The sequence below is a fragment of the Pseudomonas wuhanensis genome (assembly GCF_030687395.1).
In the GTDB taxonomy this organism is placed as follows: domain Bacteria; phylum Pseudomonadota; class Gammaproteobacteria; order Pseudomonadales; family Pseudomonadaceae; genus Aquipseudomonas; species Aquipseudomonas wuhanensis.
Genome location: NZ_CP117430.1, coordinates 1,928,123 through 1,944,435, shown reverse-complemented (window position 1 = coordinate 1,944,435; position 16,313 = coordinate 1,928,123). Strand labels below are relative to the sequence as shown.

The window sequence follows — 16,313 nt, the reverse complement described above, 5'->3', positions numbered from 1 at the left end:
GGGAACACATCGCCATGCAGGTCAGCAAATCGAACAAGCTCGCCAACGTCTGCTACGACATTCGCGGCCCAGTGCTCAAGCACGCCAAACGCCTGGAAGAGGAAGGCCATCGCATCCTCAAGCTGAACATCGGCAACCCGGCGCCCTTTGGTTTCGAAGCGCCGGATGAAATCCTTCAGGACGTGATCCGCAACCTGCCGACCGCCCAGGGCTACAGCGACTCCAAGGGCCTGTTCAGCGCCCGCAAGGCCGTGATGCAGTACTACCAGCAAAAGCAGGTGGAAGGCGTCGGCATTGAAGACATCTATCTGGGCAACGGCGTTTCCGAGTTGATCGTGATGTCTATGCAGGCCCTGCTCAACAACGGCGACGAAGTGCTGGTGCCGGCCCCCGACTATCCGCTGTGGACGGCCGCAGTAAGCCTGGCGGGCGGCAATCCGGTGCATTACCTGTGCGACGAGCAGGCCAACTGGTGGCCGGACCTGGCCGACATCAAGGCCAAGATCACGCCGAACACCAAAGCGCTGGTGATCATCAACCCGAACAACCCGACCGGCGCGGTGTATTCGAAAGAAGTACTGCTGGGCATGCTGGAACTGGCCCGTCAGCACAATCTGGTGGTGTTCTCCGACGAGATCTACGACAAGATCCTGTACGACGACGCCGTGCACATCTGCACCGCCTCACTGGCGCCAGACTTGTTGTGCCTGACCTTCAACGGCCTGTCCAAGTCCTATCGCGTGGCTGGCTTCCGTTCCGGCTGGATCGCCATTTCCGGACCGAAACACCACGCCCAGAGCTACATCGAAGGCATCGACATGCTGGCCAACATGCGCCTGTGTGCCAACGTGCCGAGCCAGCACGCCATCCAGACCGCGCTGGGCGGCTATCAGAGCATCAACGATCTGGTGCTGCCACAAGGGCGTCTGCTGGAACAGCGCAATCGTACCTGGGAACTGCTGAACGACATTCCGGGCGTGAGCTGCGTCAAGCCGATGGGCGCGCTGTATGCGTTCCCGCGGATCGACCCGAAAGTCTGCCCGATCCACAACGACGAGAAATTCGTGCTCGACCTGCTGCTCTCGGAGAAGCTGCTGGTGGTACAAGGCACGGCCTTCAACTGGCCATGGCCGGACCACTTCCGTGTGGTCACCCTGCCACGGCTCGACGACCTGGACCAGGCGATTGGCCGGATCGGTAACTTCCTCAAATCCTATCGCCAGTAAGTGGCCTGTCACCGTGCGACGCTGGTTAAAGTCGCACGGTGATTAATTCAGCAACATATCTTTGCACCCTACCCTGCATTGTTGTTTCAAGCGCTAACTGCCGATACGTTTCATGCCCGCGCCTAACAACGGCGGGGGCCTGCGAGGCTAATTGGCTGACAACTGTTTCCCCTGCCGACGTCGGAAATGCCCTTCAAGCCGCTAGACTGTTGCTGTAGGACACAGTTTGAAATAGTCACTCGGTTGAATAGCCCGGTGCAGCACCTTATATACCCCGCAGTACGCTACATATTTAGCACGAGGAGATTTCTACAACCATGATGCGCATTTTGCTGTTTTTGGCCACTAACCTGGCGGTCGTGCTGATTGCCAGCATCACCCTGAGCCTTTTCGGCTTCAACGGGTTCATGGCGGCCAATGGGGTTGATCTCAACCTCAATCAGCTGCTGATTTTCTGTGCGGTCTTTGGTTTCGCCGGTTCCCTGTTCTCGCTGTTCATCTCCAAGTGGATGGCGAAAATGAGCACCAGCACCCAGATCATCAGCCAGCCGCGCACCCGGCACGAGCAATGGCTGCTGCAAACTGTCGAGCAATTGTCCCGCGAAGCCGGGATCAAGATGCCCGAAGTCGGGATTTTCCCGGCCTATGAAGCCAACGCCTTCGCCACCGGCTGGAACAAGAACGATGCACTGGTCGCGGTCAGCCAGGGCTTGCTCGAGCGTTTCTCGCCAGATGAAGTGAAAGCCGTTCTGGCCCACGAAATCGGCCACGTGGCCAATGGCGACATGGTCACCCTGGCGTTGATCCAGGGCGTGGTGAACACCTTCGTGATGTTCTTCGCCCGGATCATCGGCAACTTTGTCGACAAGGTGATCTTCAAGAACGAAGAAGGCCAAGGCATTGCCTACTACGTAGCGACCATCTTCGCTGAACTGGTCCTGGGCATCCTGGCCAGCGCCATCGTCATGTGGTTCTCGCGCAAACGCGAATTCCGTGCCGACGATGCCGGTGCACGCCTGGCGGGTACCAGCGCAATGATCGGTGCCCTGCAGCGTCTGCGTGCAGAACAAGGGCTGCCGGTGCACATGCCGGACACCCTGAATGCCTTCGGCATCAACGGTGGTCTCAAACAAGGGTTCGCCCGTATGTTCATGAGCCACCCGCCGCTGGAGGAGCGTATTGACGCATTGCGTCGTCGGGGCTGACAGGCTCTGCACTAAAAGAGAAGGCCCGCAGTGAATGCGGGCCTTTTTTTGTCTGTTTGATTAGTGCGGAGCTCTTCAGGGCCTCTTCGCGAGCAAGCCCGCTCCCACAGTGGACCGCCTGATCTGAATGGACGCGGTCCACTGTGGGAGCGGGCTTGCTCGCGAAGAGGTCAGCAACTTCAACACACCTTAATGGCTGGAAACCCGGTAAACCCGCTCTTCAAGCCGCGTCACACCGGCCTCAAGAAACTTCCAGCTCTCACCCAGGACGTCCTGGTCTTCCAGAATCTTCAGCGCCCACACATCGCCGAACAACCGCCGCACTTCATCATCAAGCACCGCAAACGGCGGCCCATCCATCTGCGCCTGGTCGTAATCCAGCGTAATCAAAAGCCCTAAAGAGTCCTTCGGCAAAATCCGAATCAGATGAGCCGCGTATTGCTCACGCATCGTCGGCGGCAAGGCGATCAGCGCCGCGCGGTCGTACAGTGCGCTGCAATCGGCAACATCGCCTGCCGTCAACTCGAAGAAATCACCGCACCACAACTCGATCGAGCCCGCCCGATAGACCTGGAAAGGCCCTTGCTCGCTGATAGCCGGGTCCAGTTGATGCTCATTGAAAAAGTCCTCGATGGCCTTTTCCGACAGCTCGACACCCAGAACCTCGTGACCGCAGTGCGCGAGCCACAACAGGTCCAGGCTTTTGCCACACAACGGCACCAGCACACGAGAACCTTCATCAAGGCCCAGCTGCGGCCAGAACCGTTGCAGATGAGGATTCACTTCCGGCAGATGAAAGCCGATCTGATTCGACGCCCATCGTTTGTGCCAAAACTCCGGCTGCATAATTAACCCCGAAAAATTCGATCAATAGACCCTAAAACTTATATTAGATTTAGATCAATGATCTGACTGAAGATGGTGCCATCTTACTCTCAGGAGCTCATTTATGTTCCCCAGCCTGTACATCTCTCATGGCTCCCCCATGTTGGCCCTGGAACCCGGCGCCAGCGGGCCGGCCCTCGCGCGTCTGGCCGCAGCATTGCCGAAACCCAAGGCCATCGTGATGGTTTCCGCGCATTGGGAAAGCAGCGAGCTGCTGGTCAGCGGCAACCCTCAGCCTGAAACCTGGCACGACTTCGGCGGATTTCCCCAAGCCTTGTTCGAGGTGCAATACCCGGCCCCCGGCAATCCGCAACTGGCGGCAGAGGTGGTCGAGCTGTTGAAGGCCGATGGCCTGCCGGCGCGCATCGACACCCAGCGACCGTTCGACCATGGCGTTTGGGTGCCCTTGTCGTTGATGTATCCGCAAGCTGATATCCCGGTGGTGCAGGTTTCGCTGCCCACCCGTGGCGGCCCTGCCCTGCAAACCCGCGTCGGCCATGTCTTGGCCAGCCTGCGCGAACACGGCGTGCTATTGATCGGCTCCGGCAGCATCACCCACAACCTGCGCGAACTGGACTGGCACGCCGGCCCGGAAAGCGTCGAACCTTGGGCCAAGGCGTTCCGCGACTGGATGATCGAGAAACTCGAAGCGAACGACGAGGCCGCATTGCACGACTATCGTCAGCAAGCTCCGAATGCTGTGCGCAACCATCCGAGTGACGAGCATCTGCTGCCGCTGTATTTTGCCCGCGCCGCTGGGGGCGAGTTCAGCGTGGCCCATCAGGGGTTCACCATGGGTGCGCTAGGGATGGACATTTATCGCTTCGGGTAACCGGTAGACCGAGTTGCCCCCTTCGCGAGCAAGCCCGCTTGGATCTGCGTCGTACATGAATTCTGAATTCACTGAAGATCAAGTGTGGGAGCGGGCTTGCTCGCGAAGGAGGCGACTCCGCTCAAAAGCCGGGCACAAACAGCAGGCAAAAAAAATCCCCGAACCAGTCGGGGATTTTTTATGTTCGATCAATCAGCTCGAGAGCGGATCAATCTTCGCGGTAGCGACGCAGCTTCAACTGCTTACCGGCAACGCGAGTGTCCTTCAGTTTGGTCAGCAAACGCTCCAGACCATCTTCCGGCAACTCGACGAGGCTGAAGCTGTCACGCACCTGGATGCGACCGATGGCTTCACGCGCCAGACCACCTTCGTTGAGGATGGCGCCCAGCAGGTTCTTGGCAGCGATACCATCACGCGCACCCAGCGCGGTACGGCAACGAGCACGACCTTCGGCCAATGGAACTGGAGCACGACGCTCGCGATCACCACGGTCCGGACGATCACCGGAACGCTCTGGACGATCGCCACGCGGTGCGTTGTTCGGCACCAATGGACGTTCTTTCTCGATTGCGGCCAGGGTCAGCGCCTGAGCGTTGGTTGCCTTGCGCAGCAGAGCAGCGGCCAGTGCACGCGGAGTGCAACCGATGTCGGCGGTCAGGCGATCCAGCAGATCACCGTGAGTCGATTCTGCATCAGCGACCAGCGGCGACAGGCTGTTGGTCAGTTTCTTGATGCGAGCATCAAGAACGGCCTGGGCGTCCGGCAGACGAACTTCGGCAACCTTCTGACCGGTTACACGCTCAATCACTTGCAGCATGCGGCGCTCACGAGGAGTCACCAGCAGCAGTGCACGACCTTCGCGACCGGCACGGCCGGTACGGCCGATACGGTGAACGTAGGACTCAGGATCGTACGGCATGTCAACGTTGAACACGTGAGTGATGCGCGGAACGTCCAGACCACGAGCAGCAACGTCGGTCGCCACAACGATGTCCAGACGGCCATCCTTGAGGGATTCGATCACGCGCTCACGCTGGTTCTGAGCAATGTCACCGTTCAGCGCAGCGGCTTTGTAGCCTTTGGCTTCCAGGGCACTGGCCAGGTCCAGGGTCGCTTGCTTGGTGCGCACGAACATGATCAGGGCGTCGAAATCTTCCACTTCCAGCAGGCTCAATACAGCCGAGGTCTTCTGGTCAGCGTGAACCAACAGGTGAGCCTGTTCGATCGCGGTAACGGTCTGAGTCTTGGTCTGGATCTTCACGTGTTGCGGATCGCGCAGATGGCGTTCGGCAATGGCACGGATCGACTGCGGCAGGGTGGCCGAGAACAATACGGTCTGACGGGTTGCTGGCAGGGCCTTGAAGATAACTTCGAGGTCGTCCATGAAACCCAGTTTGAGCATTTCGTCCGCTTCGTCGAGAACCAGGTGGTTCACGGTAGCCAGGACTTTTTCGTCACGACGCAGGTGGTCGCACAGACGGCCCGGCGTTGCGACAACGATCTGTGCGCCATTACGGATTGCTTTCAGTTGTGGGCCCATAGGCGCGCCGCCGTAAACGGCCACAACGGTAACGCCCGGCATTTGCTTGGCGTAGGTTTCGAAAGCGGTTGCTACTTGCAGCGCCAACTCACGGGTTGGCGCCAGGATCAGGGCTTGCGGCTCGCGCTTGGCAGGATCGATGCGGTGCAGGATCGGCAGGGCGAACGCGGCGGTTTTACCCGTACCGGTTTGCGCCTGACCAATCATGTCGTGACCGGCCATGATGATCGGGATCGATTGCTGCTGAATAGCCGAAGGTTCTTCGTAGCCGGTCGCAATGACGGCTGCAAGAATATTCGGATTAAGATTAAAAGCGGCGAAGCCGCCGGTTTCCTGGGTCATGGGTCTGCCTCTAAGTGCATCCGCAAAGACCCATGCTCCAAAGCTGCGCATGCCGTGTAAGACTCAAGAGTCGCCCTGGCTGCTTTGTCGGCGGGGATTTGCGAAAACGAATGAATGAAAAAGATTCGTCAAGGAAGAGTCCGCTGTGCGGACGTGCAGCCGAAGCTGGCTTCGGGGAATTGCGCTACCTAAACGCGGCCCGGTTAAAGGCCGGCGCGCACTATACCGGAATTCGCCCGAAAAGGGAGCTTTTTTTATCGGAAAAAACCGGCGTATACCGTTGTGTCACGGGCTTTGCGGATAATTGTGCGACGGTCTATTTTGCAAAGGCCCGGCCCTGCTGACGATGGCGCTAAAACGGTTCACTCTTGTGACGCAGACCTTCGGTCTGACGCCCCCTTCCCCACCCGAGGAAATGTCCTATGAATCAGCCCGGCACCAGTCGTGTAACCCGTGAACGACACGGTCATATCCTGATGATCGGCCTGGATAGGGTGGCCAAACGCAATGCCTTCGACCTCGACCTGCTCAACGAACTCAGTCTGGCCTATGGCGAGTTCGAGGCCGACAGCGAGGCGCGGGTCGCGGTGGTGTTCGGCCATGGCGAGCATTTCACCGCTGGGCTCGATCTGGTCAGCGCCGGCGCGGCTCTGGCCGAAGGCTGGCAGGCACCGCCCGGCGGCTGCGACCCATGGGGCGTGCTCGCAGGCCCCCGGGTCAGCAAACCGGTGATAGTCGCGGCTCAAGGCTACTGCCTGACCGTTGGCATCGAGTTGATGCTGGCCGCCGACATTAACCTGTGCGCCAGCAATACCCGTTTTGCCCAGAAGGAAGTGCAGCGCGGGATCTTCCCGTTCGGCGGCGCCACTTTGCGCCTGCATCAGGTCGCCGGCTGGGGCAATGCCATGCGCTGGCTGCTCACCGGCGATGAATTCGACGCTCATGACGCCTTGCATCTGGGGTTGGTGCAGGAGGTCATGGCCAGCGAGGACTTGTTGCCACGGGCAATTGAACTGGCGGAGCGGATTGCCCGGCAGGCACCGCTGGGTGTTCAGGCGACGTTGATGTCTGCCCGACAGGCGCGCTATGAGGGTGAAATGGCAGCAGCTCAGGCTTTGCCGGCGCAGGTGAAAAAATTGCTGAATAGCGAGGATGCCAAGGAGGGTGTGCGGTCGATGATCGAGAAGCGGCCGGGTGTTTTCAAAGGGGTTTGAGGCATGTGTTGACTGTGAGGACCTCATCGCGGGCAAGCCCGCTCCCACAGTGATTTGCGTCGCTCACGGACCTGTGGGAGCGGGCTTGCCCGCGAAGAGGCCCTAAAGGACAACAACAATCTATGTCGCCGGCCGAATCGCCTTGATCAACGACTGCAACGAATACCCCAATCGCGGCGCCAGGCCTTCAGCGCGCGCGATCAGCCCATCCATATCCAGTTCCTGATCCAGCTCAGATGGCACGATCAGAATCACGTTGCCCTCCTTCACCGGCAGCTCCCAGTAATGCCGGTGATAGAGACCGCGCAACAACGCCGCCCCCAACGGTCGACCATCGTCGGTGGCCCACTGGTTGATCACCAGCCAGCCACCCGGATTCAACCGCTTCTGACAGTTTTCCAGAAAACCCCAGGCCAGATGCCCGACACCCGGCCCGACATCGGTATAGAGGTCGACGAAAATCAGATCGGCCGGTTCAGCCGTATCGAGCAATTCCAGGGCATCGCCAACGCGGATGTACAACCGCGGATCATCATCCAGCCCGAGGTATTCGATGGCCAGGCGCGGTACATCCGGGCGCAGCTCGATGGCTTCGACGTCTTCCAGCGGCAGGAACTTGAGGCAAGCCTGGGTCAGAGTGCCGGCTCCGAGCCCGAGAAACAGCGCACTCTCTGGCTGTTCGTGGCACAGCGCGCCAATCAGCATCGCCCGGGTGTAATCGTACTCGAGCCAGCTCGGGTCAGCGGTGAACACGCAACTCTGTTCGATGGCATCACCGAACTCCAGAAAACGGTAATCGGCCACTTCCAGCACGCGAATCACGCCGAACTCGTCCTGTACCTCGGCGAGCAGATGCTCGACGCGCTCCTCAGTCATTTCGTCTCCCGATCGTCACCGGCCCCGGCAACGCGATAAACCGCAACAGAAAGCGGCAAAGGCGCGATTGTCCGCGAAGCGACGGGAACAGGTCACGCACTAATTGCTGATAACATAACCGTCCGAGCGTAAAACACTAGAGACTGCAATGAGCCAACCCTGGAGCCCTGACAGCTGGCGCGCCCTGCCGATCCAGCAACAACCTCAATACCCCGACGCGGCGCATTTGCTGCACGTCGAGCAAACCCTGGCGAGCTATCCGCCGCTGGTGTTTGCCGGTGAAGCCCGGGAGTTGCGCCGTCAGTTTGCCGAAGTCACCCAGGGCCGGGCGTTTCTGTTGCAGGGCGGTGACTGCGCCGAAAGCTTCGCCGAATTCTCCGCCGCGAAAATTCGCGACACGTTTAAAGTGTTGCTGCAAATGGCGATCGTCATGACCTTCGCCGCCGGCTGCCCGGTGGTCAAAGTCGGACGCATGGCCGGCCAGTTCGCCAAACCCCGTTCGGCCAACGATGAAACCATCAACGGCGTGACACTGCCGGCCTACCGTGGCGATATCGTCAACGGCATCGGTTTCGACGAAAAAAGCCGTGTACCGGATCCGGATCGCTTGCTGCAGTCTTACCACCAGTCCACTGCAACCCTGAACCTGCTGCGCGCCTTTGCCCAGGGCGGCTTTGCCGACCTGCATCAGGTGCACAAGTGGAACCTGGATTTCATCGCCAACTCGGCGCTGGCCGAGAAGTACAGCCACCTGGCTGATCGCATCGATGAAACCCTGGCCTTCATGCGCGCCTGCGGCATGGACAGCTCGCCGCAACTGCGCGAAACAAGTTTCTTCACCGCCCACGAAGCGCTGCTGTTGAACTACGAAGAAGCCTTCGTGCGTCGCGACAGCCTGACCAACGACTACTACGACTGCTCGGCCCACATGCTGTGGATCGGCGACCGTACCCGTCAACTGGACGGTGCGCATGTCGAATTCCTGCGCGGGGTGCACAACCCGATCGGCGTGAAGGTCGGCCCGAGCATGACCCCTGAAGACCTGATTCGCCTGATCGATGTGCTTAACCCGGACAACGATCCGGGTCGCCTGAACCTGATTGCGCGGATGGGCGCGAACAAGGTCGGCGATCACCTGCCGCAGCTGATCCGCGCGGTGCAGCGCGAGGGCAAGCAGGTGCTTTGGAGCTCCGACCCGATGCACGGCAACACCATCAAGGCCAGCAGCGGCTACAAGACCCGCGACTTCGCGCAAATCCTTGGCGAGGTGAAACAGTTCTTCCAGGTTCACGAGGCGGAAGGCAGTTATGCCGGCGGCATCCACATCGAAATGACCGGGCAGAACGTCACCGAATGCATCGGCGGCGCACGGCCGATTACCGAGGATGGGTTGTCGGATCGTTACCACACCCACTGCGACCCACGGATGAATGCCGATCAGTCGCTGGAATTGGCGTTTTTGATTGCTGAAACCCTGAAGCAGGTTCGGCGGTGAATCAGTAGGTTTTTTATTACCTGACAGGCCGCCATCGCGGGCAAGCCCGCTCCCACAGGTTCAGCGCTAACCCTGTGGGAGCGGGCTTGCCCGCGATGGCGTCAGCTCAATCACCATCAAGCTGTGCCAATGCCACCCGCAACCGCGCCGCACTCGCCCGCGGGCAATTCAATTGAATCTGCGCCAGCCCCAACCAATCCGCCATCTGCCGCAGATTGACCGCCAACGCCAGCATCCCCACCTCATCCAGCCCCGGCTCTTCCTCATGCACGGCATGCACCGCCAACCGGCCCAATGCCCGCTCGGCCCGCAAGTCGACCCGCGCGGCAACCCGCTCATTGTGCAAAAACGGCAATACGTAATAGCCGTAGACGCGCTTATGCTGTGGCGTATAAATCTCCAGCCGATAACGGAAATCGAACAATCGCTCGGTACGGCTGCGTTCCCAAATCAGCGAATCAAACGGTGAAAGCAGCGCACTGGCCTTGACCTTGCGCGGTACTTTCGGCTCTGCCAGGCAATAGGCTGGTTGCCGCCAGCCTTCAACCTCACATACCAGCAGATCGCCCTCCTCGACCAGCTCCGCTAGCCGCGGCCGGCTGTCTGCCGGGCTCAAGCGAAAATAATCCCGCAGGTCCTTTTCCGTCGCCACGCCCAACGCATTGGCGGCATGCAGTAATAGCCCGCGCTGAGCCTCAGCCTCGCTAAGCAAAGGCTGCTGAAGAATGGCCGAAGGAATCACCCGCTCCGGCAAATCATAAAGCCGTTCGAACCCGCGCCGCCCGGCCACGGTCACTTCACCAGCAGCGAACAACCATTCCAGCGCGTGCTTTTCCTCGCTCCAGTCCCACCATGGCCCCGCCCGCTCCTGGCGGGTCGACAAGCTGCCCGCACCCAGCGCACCGAGCTCCTGAACCGACGCCAACACGCGGCGAATCGTGTCTTGCTGCTCACGACCGAAGCGCGCCAGTTGCTGATAGATGTCTTCGCCGCGGGTCGCGCGCTGCATTCGCCAACGCATCAAGGGGTACATCGACAAGGGCAACAAAGACGCTTCATGACCCCAGTACTCGAACAACGTGCGTCGACGGCCCTGACTCCAGGCAGCCTGATCAAGCAAGTCGGATGAGTAATTGCCAAGACGGGAAAACAAGGGAAGATAGTGCGAACGCACCAACGCATTGACCGAATCGATCTGCAGAATGCCCAGGCGCTCGATCAGCCGGTTTAGCTGAACCGCTTTGATCGCCGCTGGCGGCTGGCGCCCGTTGAACCCTTGGGCAGCCAGCGCCAGACGCCGAGCCTGTTTGAGGGAAAAGGACAGTGTGGCGGGCATGAGCATCTCCTTGTCTGCTCGCAACCTACCTCACCCGGAAGGGGTTTGTGTAGCGATGGCATCATCATTTATGCATCGGATCATCCCAGAACGGTCTTACCGTCTCATGCTCCACATCCGCACGGCTCACGCCGATATCCTTCAATGCTTCGTCGCTCAAGCTCGCCAACATTTCACGTTCACGGTGAAGTTCGTACCAGCGACTAAACTTGTGCAGCAAATCGGATACCGCATGGATTGAAAATTTTTGTTCCGTTACATGCTCGTTGTGACCTTTCATCGTGTAGCCCTCCTTTAGGGATGGCCCAAGTCTCGCGTCAGCGCTAAGATCAATCCAACGAATGTTTCTGATGGCATACATCTCGGAGATTGATGAATGTCCGCCTACCCCAGTATCGACACCGATGTATTGCGCACCTTCGTCGCGATCGCCGATCAGGGCGGTTTCACCCGCGCCGGTGAAATGGTCAACCGCACCCAGTCGGCGGTGAGCATGCAGATGAAACGCCTGGAAGAAGACGTGCTGCAGCGCCAGCTGTTCGAACGCGACGGGCGCCAGGTCAAACTGACCGCCGAAGGCCAGGTATTGCTGGGCTATGCGCGGCGCATCCTCAAACTCCACAGCGAAGTCTTCAATACCCTGCGTGAGCCACATATGGTCGGTACCGTGCGCATTGGCACGCCCGATGATTACGTCATGCGCTTTCTGCCGGGCATCCTGTCGCGCTTTGCGCAGTTCTACCCGCTGATCCAGATCGAGGTTCACTGCGAATCGACCCGGCAACTGTTGCAGCGCCAGGACCTGGACCTGTCCATCGTCACCCGCGAGCCGGGTAACGAGATTGGTCAACTGCTGCGCAAGGAGCGTTTTGTCTGGGCCGAAGCCCAATGCTTCAGCGCCCATGAGCAAACGCCGCTGCCGCTGGCGATGTTCAACAGTGATTGTTTCTGCCGCCTCTGGGCATGCAATGCCCTGGATGCCATGGGCCGCGACTACCGCATTGCCTACAACAGCTCCAGCCTGTCGGCGTTGATGGCCGTGGTCAGCGCGGGGCTTGCGATCACCGCGCAGCTGGAAAGCCTGATCACACCGGACATGCGCATCCTTGGCGCCAACGAAGACCTGCCGCTGCTGCCGGAAGCCAGCATCATGCTGATCCGCAACCTGAACAACCCTTCGCCGATCACCGAATGCCTGGCCGAGCACATCGTCGAAGGTTTCAAACTTTAAACGCGAGCATCACCGCACAGACCACCAGAAAACCACAGAACAGCCCACGCAGGAGTCGCTCCGGCAATGCGTGGGCAATTCTCACGCCCCAACTGATGCTCATCAATCCTCCGACCGCCAACGGCACACCGATCGCCCAATGCACCTGATCGTGCACTGCATAAGTCGCCAGGGTGACGCCCGTACTCGGCAACGCCAGCGCCAGCGCCAACCCCTGGGCAACCACTTGAGTGGTGCCGAACAGGCTGGTCAACACCGGCGTTGCCACCACCGCCCCGCCCACTCCAAATAGTCCGCCCATGGTCCCGGAAGCCGCTCCGAGCACACCCAGCCACGGCCAGGAATAGCGCATCTGCGAAGAGGCCGGTGCGTTGGTGGTGAACATTCGCATCAGGTTGTAGGCCGACAGCGCGATCAGGAAAGCGACGAAGCCCAAGCGCATGGTTTGTGCATCGATACCCACCGCCCAGATCGAACCGATCCAGGCAAAGCAGAACCCCATCGAGGCCAGTGGCAGCGCATGATGCAATTCGATGCGATTGCGCTGGTGATAGCGCCACAGTGCCAGCATCACGTTCGGCACCACCATCACCAGCGCCGTGCCTTGGGCAATCTGCTGATCAAGACCGAACCACACGCCCAGCAGCGGGATCGCGACCAACCCGCCACCAATGCCGAACAGGCCGCCGAGGGTTCCCAAGGCCGCGCCAAAAACCAGATACAACATGAACTCAATCACAGGCAATTTCCTTTTGTGAGGGTGTTCATCCTACGCAGTCGGCTCTGGCGGGGAAACGCACAGCAACGCACAATGGCTGTGCCAACTTCGCACAAGCGCCGACGAACCATGAACCCCAATCAATTGACCGAACAACTTGGCCTGTTTCTCGATGTGCTGGAAAGCGGCAGTTTTTCCGCCGCGTCCCGACGCCATCCATTGACGCCTTCGGCCGTGGCGCGGCGCATCGACAGCCTCGAAAGCGCCGTCGGCAGCCAGTTGTTCATTCGCAGCACCCATGCCGTGCGCGCGACCCCGGCTGGTCTGGCTTTTGCCGAGCGTGCGCGGCGGATCGTCGCTGAACTGCGTCTGGCCCGTGCGGAAGCGGTGTCCCTGAGCAGTGCGCCGGAAGGTTTGATTCGGGTGGATGCGCCGGCAGCGTTCGGACGCCGACACCTGGCGCCGGTGATTGCCGATTTCCTGACGCTTTACCCCGGTCTCGACGTGCAATTACACCTGATCGACAGCTTTGTCGACATGCAGGGCTCGAACCTGGGCAAAGTCGATCTGGTGTTGCGTGCAGGGCAAATGGCCGACACCCGGTTGGTGGCCACGCCGCTGGCGAGCATGGTGCGCATCGCCTGCGCCAGCCCGGATTACCTGCAACGCCGTGGCGTGCCGACTGACCCTGCGCAGCTGACTGAACACGATGGTCTTGATTGGGAAGGCCTGGCGCCGCCGTTCGCCTGGCGCTTTGAACGAGATGGGCAGATGCACCTGCACCGGCCAGCGCGAATCCGCATGAGCGCCAATAATGCCGAGGCACTGGTCTGTGGTGCACTGGCCGGGTTGGGCATCGCGCATTTACCGACCTGGCTGGCCAGCGAATATTTATTACGCGGCGAACTGCAGCCGCTGTTCTGCGAAAACGGTCTGCCAAAACCGGAAAGCACCGGCATTTATGCGTTGCGCCTGGAGCAGCAACCCAGTTCGCGCAGCCGCTTGTTGCTGGAATACCTGAAGACCCGTTTCAGTCCCATCCCGCCGTGGGATCTGGCGCTGCAAACCAACCTGGACCGCCACTAGTCCAGAATTATCTGGCGCATTAAAGATTCGCCCGCTAGATTTATGACGATCACTGATCAAGGCTTTGAAATGAACACCGAGCGCAACAACCCGGACAACTGCGACGACCTGCTGCTGGATAATCAGGTCTGCTTCGCCCTGCATTCCACCTCGCTGCTGATGACCAAGGTCTACAAGCCGCTGCTACAAGCGCTGGGCCTGACCTATCCGCAGTACTTGGCGATGATGGTGTTGTGGGAAAAGGATGGGCTGACGGTCGGCGAAATCAGCACAAAACTGCTGACCGATCCCGGCTCCCTCACCCCGCTGCTCAAGCGTCTGGAGGCCGAAGGCCTGTTGAGCCGCACCCGCAGCCGTGAAGACGAGCGAGTAGTGATTGTCGAACTGACCGAGCAAGGCCGTGCATTGCGAGACAAGGCGCGGGGTATTCCCCAGTGCATCCTCGGTGCCAGCGGACAAACGCTGGAACAGTTGAAGAAGCTGCAAGCAGATCTTCAAGCGCTGCGTAGTCATCTGCAAGATAGCCTTTAGACCGCATTATCGTTCTTCGCGGGCAAGCCTCGCTCCACAGGTTCTCGGTCGATAAATTTGTAAACGACACAAAAACCGTAGGAGCGAGGCTTGCCCGCGAAGGCGTCCTCTCCCGTCGCAAAAAATTTCACCTCGCAAAAATCCCGCACGAAAGCCTCTATCTCAAGCCTCTCCTCCCCAATCGAATTGCTGGACTACGACTTTAAATAAATTTTTTCGAAAATTTATATTGCGCACTAAATATTTGCGAGCTACATTTACCTCGCACTTACTTAGCGCGCAAACATTTAGCGCAAAACATCGAAACCCGAACGAGGCTCACACCATGCAAACTCTCTACACCGCAATCGCAACCTCCACCGGCGGCCGTGACGGTCGTGCGATCTCCAGCGACAACGTCCTGGACGTCAAACTCGCTACCCCGAAAGAACTCGGTGGTGCCGGCGGCGCAGCAACCAACCCAGAACAACTGTTTGCAGCTGGCTACTCCGCCTGCTTCATCGGCGCACTGAAATTCGTCGCCAGCCAGACCAAACGCAAAATCCCGGACAACGCGTCGATCACCGCCCACGTCGGCATCGGCCAGATCCCTGGCGGTTTCGGTCTGGACATCGACCTGCACATCAGCTTGCCGGGTCTTGAACAAGCCGATGCACAAAGCCTGGTAGAAGCCGCCCACCAAGTCTGCCCGTACTCCAACGCCACCCGTGGCAACGTCGATGTGCGCCTGCACGTCACCGTCTAACCGCTGACTCCAAGGTCGAACAGGAAATGGATATGAACACTTTCAGCAAAGTCTTGACCGGTACTCTTCTCGCTCTGTCCATCAACAGTGCATTCGCAGGCAATGGGGTTGAACACAACACCCAGGCGTTCCTTGACGTGCTGAATGCCGGCACCGGTAAACCGATCGAGCAGCTCACCCCTGCCGATGCCCGCGCGGTGTTGGTGGGTGCACAGGCCGGGGTGAAACTGACGTTGCCAAAAGCCGATGTCAGCGAGAAGACCATCCAGGTCGACGGCCAACCGATCAGCCTGACCATCGTTCGGCCGGCCGGGGTCAAAGGCGAGCTGCCGGTGTTCATGTTCTTCCACGGCGGTGGCTGGGTACTGGGGGACTTCCCGACCCACGAAAGATTGGTTCGGGACCTGGTAACGGGTTCGGGCGCGGCGGCGGTGTTCGTCAATTACACCCCGTCGCCGGAAGCGCATTACCCGGTGGCGATCAACCAGGCCTACGCCGCGACAAAGTGGGTGGCCGAGCACGGTAAAGAGATCAACGTCGACGGCAAACGACTGGCCGTGGCCGGCAACAGCGTCGGTGGCAATATGGCGGCCGTGGTTGCACTGATGGCCAAAGACAAAGGCACGCCGGCGATCAGATTCCAGGTGCTGTTGTGGCCGGTGACTGACGCCAGCTTCGAGACGGCGTCCTATAACCAGTTCGCCGAGGGGCACTTCCTCACCAAAAACATGATGAAGTGGTTCTGGGACAACTACACCACCGACGCCAAACAGCGTAACGAGATCTACGCCTCACCGCTGCGGGCAACCACTGCGCAACTCAAGGGCTTGCCACCTGCCCTGGTGCAGACGGCGAGCGCCGATGTACTGCGCGATGAAGGTGAAGCGTACGCGCGCAAACTCGACGAGGCCGGTGTGCCGGTCACGGCGGTGCGCTACAACGGCATGATCCACGACTATGGTTTGCTTAACGTAGTGAGCCAGGTGCCCGCGGTGCGCTCGGCGATGTTGCAGGCGTCCGAAGAGCTCAAGCAACACCTGAAGAAATAACA

General features: G+C 59.6%; 16 protein-coding genes. 10 read left to right on the top strand and 6 right to left on the bottom strand.

Translation table 11 applies throughout. The features are described from left to right. Positions 1-14: 14 nt before the first annotated feature. Together PSH88_RS08945 and htpX are read left to right on the top strand one after the other, a co-directional pair. The gene (locus PSH88_RS08945; RefSeq protein ID WP_008009397.1) at positions 15-1,226 is read left to right on the top strand and encodes a pyridoxal phosphate-dependent aminotransferase; all 1,212 of its coding nucleotides are present in this window, start codon (positions 15-17) and stop codon (positions 1,224-1,226) included. A gap of 317 nt (positions 1,227-1,543) precedes the next feature. Continuing rightward, complete coding sequence (gene htpX / locus PSH88_RS08940) at positions 1,544-2,431, top strand: protease HtpX (RefSeq protein WP_008075669.1); 888 nt, start codon at positions 1,544-1,546, stop codon at positions 2,429-2,431. A gap of 189 nt (positions 2,432-2,620) precedes the next feature. Here htpX and PSH88_RS08935 read toward each other — a convergent pair whose 3' ends face one another. Further along, positions 2,621-3,277 (bottom strand): thiopurine S-methyltransferase, encoded by a 657-nt coding sequence (locus tag PSH88_RS08935; protein WP_305425870.1) that lies wholly within the window; start codon positions 3,275-3,277, stop codon positions 2,621-2,623. Between the two features lie 103 nt (positions 3,278-3,380). Here PSH88_RS08935 and PSH88_RS08930 point away from each other — a divergent pair, with 103 nt between their 5' ends. Next, a complete protein-coding gene (locus PSH88_RS08930) occupies positions 3,381-4,148 on the top strand; it encodes a DODA-type extradiol aromatic ring-opening family dioxygenase (RefSeq protein WP_305425869.1) in 768 nt (255 codons plus the stop codon). 208 nt (positions 4,149-4,356) lie between these two features. Here the strand turns inward: PSH88_RS08930 and PSH88_RS08925 are convergent, their stop codons facing one another. Beyond that, positions 4,357-6,030: a DEAD/DEAH box helicase gene (locus PSH88_RS08925; protein WP_095078676.1), complete on the bottom strand. Its 1,674-nt coding sequence runs from the start codon at positions 6,028-6,030 to the stop codon at positions 4,357-4,359. Between the two features lie 422 nt (positions 6,031-6,452). Between PSH88_RS08925 and PSH88_RS08920 the strand changes: the two genes are divergently transcribed. Then, on the top strand, positions 6,453-7,244 hold the full coding sequence (locus PSH88_RS08920) for a crotonase/enoyl-CoA hydratase family protein (protein ID WP_305425868.1): 792 nt from the start codon (positions 6,453-6,455) through the stop codon (positions 7,242-7,244). Between the two features lie 120 nt (positions 7,245-7,364). Here PSH88_RS08920 and PSH88_RS08915 read toward each other — a convergent pair whose 3' ends face one another. Next, positions 7,365-8,120 (bottom strand): spermidine synthase, encoded by a 756-nt coding sequence (locus tag PSH88_RS08915; RefSeq protein ID WP_305425867.1) that lies wholly within the window; start codon positions 8,118-8,120, stop codon positions 7,365-7,367. Between the two features lie 148 nt (positions 8,121-8,268). Between PSH88_RS08915 and PSH88_RS08910 the strand changes: the two genes are divergently transcribed. Then, on the top strand, positions 8,269-9,615 hold the full coding sequence (locus PSH88_RS08910; RefSeq protein ID WP_305425866.1) for a class II 3-deoxy-7-phosphoheptulonate synthase: 1,347 nt from the start codon (positions 8,269-8,271) through the stop codon (positions 9,613-9,615). A 106-nt stretch (positions 9,616-9,721) separates the two neighbouring features. Here the strand turns inward: PSH88_RS08910 and PSH88_RS08905 are convergent, their stop codons facing one another. Both PSH88_RS08905 and PSH88_RS08900 read right to left on the bottom strand, forming a co-directional pair. Then, positions 9,722-10,951: a winged helix-turn-helix domain-containing protein gene (locus PSH88_RS08905; RefSeq protein ID WP_305425865.1), complete on the bottom strand. Its 1,230-nt coding sequence runs from the start codon at positions 10,949-10,951 to the stop codon at positions 9,722-9,724. A 64-nt stretch (positions 10,952-11,015) separates the two neighbouring features. Next, on the bottom strand, positions 11,016-11,231 hold the full coding sequence (locus PSH88_RS08900) for a DUF1127 domain-containing protein (protein ID WP_032835366.1): 216 nt from the start codon (positions 11,229-11,231) through the stop codon (positions 11,016-11,018). Between the two features lie 96 nt (positions 11,232-11,327). Between PSH88_RS08900 and PSH88_RS08895 the strand changes: the two genes are divergently transcribed. Continuing rightward, positions 11,328-12,182 (top strand): LysR substrate-binding domain-containing protein, encoded by an 855-nt coding sequence (locus PSH88_RS08895; protein WP_007899911.1) that lies wholly within the window; start codon positions 11,328-11,330, stop codon positions 12,180-12,182. Here the strand turns inward: PSH88_RS08895 and PSH88_RS08890 are convergent. Then, the gene (locus tag PSH88_RS08890; protein WP_305425863.1) at positions 12,172-12,921 is read right to left on the bottom strand and encodes a sulfite exporter TauE/SafE family protein; all 750 of its coding nucleotides are present in this window, start codon (positions 12,919-12,921) and stop codon (positions 12,172-12,174) included. The two genes, PSH88_RS08895 and PSH88_RS08890, sit on opposite strands and share 11 nt — an antisense overlap. A 108-nt stretch (positions 12,922-13,029) precedes the next feature. On the opposite strand from PSH88_RS08890, the gene PSH88_RS08885 reads away from it, so the two are divergent. From PSH88_RS08885 to PSH88_RS08870, 4 genes are all read left to right on the top strand, one after another. Continuing rightward, positions 13,030-13,986 (top strand): LysR family transcriptional regulator, encoded by a 957-nt coding sequence (locus PSH88_RS08885; protein ID WP_305425862.1) that lies wholly within the window; start codon positions 13,030-13,032, stop codon positions 13,984-13,986. A gap of 69 nt (positions 13,987-14,055) precedes the next feature. Then, positions 14,056-14,517, top strand: a complete 462-nt coding sequence (locus tag PSH88_RS08880; RefSeq protein WP_305426959.1) for a MarR family winged helix-turn-helix transcriptional regulator — start codon at positions 14,056-14,058, stop codon at positions 14,515-14,517. Positions 14,518-14,842: 325 nt separating this feature from the next. Then, positions 14,843-15,262 (top strand): organic hydroperoxide resistance protein, encoded by a 420-nt coding sequence (locus PSH88_RS08875; RefSeq protein WP_305425861.1) that lies wholly within the window; start codon positions 14,843-14,845, stop codon positions 15,260-15,262. A gap of 32 nt (positions 15,263-15,294) precedes the next feature. Then, positions 15,295-16,311 (top strand): alpha/beta hydrolase, encoded by a 1,017-nt coding sequence (locus tag PSH88_RS08870; protein ID WP_305425859.1) that lies wholly within the window; start codon positions 15,295-15,297, stop codon positions 16,309-16,311. The last annotated feature ends 2 nt before the right edge of the window (positions 16,312-16,313 follow it).

Excerpts from the sequence above, each read along its gene's own strand:
- PSH88_RS08945 (WP_008009397.1), top strand. The coding sequence starts at position 15 with ATGCAGGTCAGCAAATCGAACAAGCTCGCCAACGTCTGCTACGACATT.
- htpX (WP_008075669.1), top strand. The coding sequence starts at position 1,544 with ATGATGCGCATTTTGCTGTTTTTGGCCACTAACCTGGCGGTCGTGCTG.
- PSH88_RS08935 (WP_305425870.1), bottom strand. The coding sequence starts at position 3,277 with ATGCAGCCGGAGTTTTGGCACAAACGATGGGCGTCGAATCAGATCGGC.
- PSH88_RS08930 (WP_305425869.1), top strand. The coding sequence starts at position 3,381 with ATGTTCCCCAGCCTGTACATCTCTCATGGCTCCCCCATGTTGGCCCTG.
- PSH88_RS08925 (WP_095078676.1), bottom strand. The coding sequence starts at position 6,030 with ATGACCCAGGAAACCGGCGGCTTCGCCGCTTTTAATCTTAATCCGAAT.
- PSH88_RS08920 (WP_305425868.1), top strand. The coding sequence starts at position 6,453 with ATGAATCAGCCCGGCACCAGTCGTGTAACCCGTGAACGACACGGTCAT.
- PSH88_RS08915 (WP_305425867.1), bottom strand. The coding sequence starts at position 8,120 with ATGACTGAGGAGCGCGTCGAGCATCTGCTCGCCGAGGTACAGGACGAG.
- PSH88_RS08910 (WP_305425866.1), top strand. The coding sequence starts at position 8,269 with ATGAGCCAACCCTGGAGCCCTGACAGCTGGCGCGCCCTGCCGATCCAG.
- PSH88_RS08905 (WP_305425865.1), bottom strand. The coding sequence starts at position 10,951 with ATGCCCGCCACACTGTCCTTTTCCCTCAAACAGGCTCGGCGTCTGGCG.
- PSH88_RS08900 (WP_032835366.1), bottom strand. The coding sequence starts at position 11,231 with ATGAAAGGTCACAACGAGCATGTAACGGAACAAAAATTTTCAATCCAT.
- PSH88_RS08895 (WP_007899911.1), top strand. The coding sequence starts at position 11,328 with ATGTCCGCCTACCCCAGTATCGACACCGATGTATTGCGCACCTTCGTC.
- PSH88_RS08885 (WP_305425862.1), top strand. The coding sequence starts at position 13,030 with ATGAACCCCAATCAATTGACCGAACAACTTGGCCTGTTTCTCGATGTG.
- PSH88_RS08880 (WP_305426959.1), top strand. The coding sequence starts at position 14,056 with ATGAACACCGAGCGCAACAACCCGGACAACTGCGACGACCTGCTGCTG.
- PSH88_RS08875 (WP_305425861.1), top strand. The coding sequence starts at position 14,843 with ATGCAAACTCTCTACACCGCAATCGCAACCTCCACCGGCGGCCGTGAC.
- PSH88_RS08870 (WP_305425859.1), top strand. The coding sequence starts at position 15,295 with ATGAACACTTTCAGCAAAGTCTTGACCGGTACTCTTCTCGCTCTGTCC.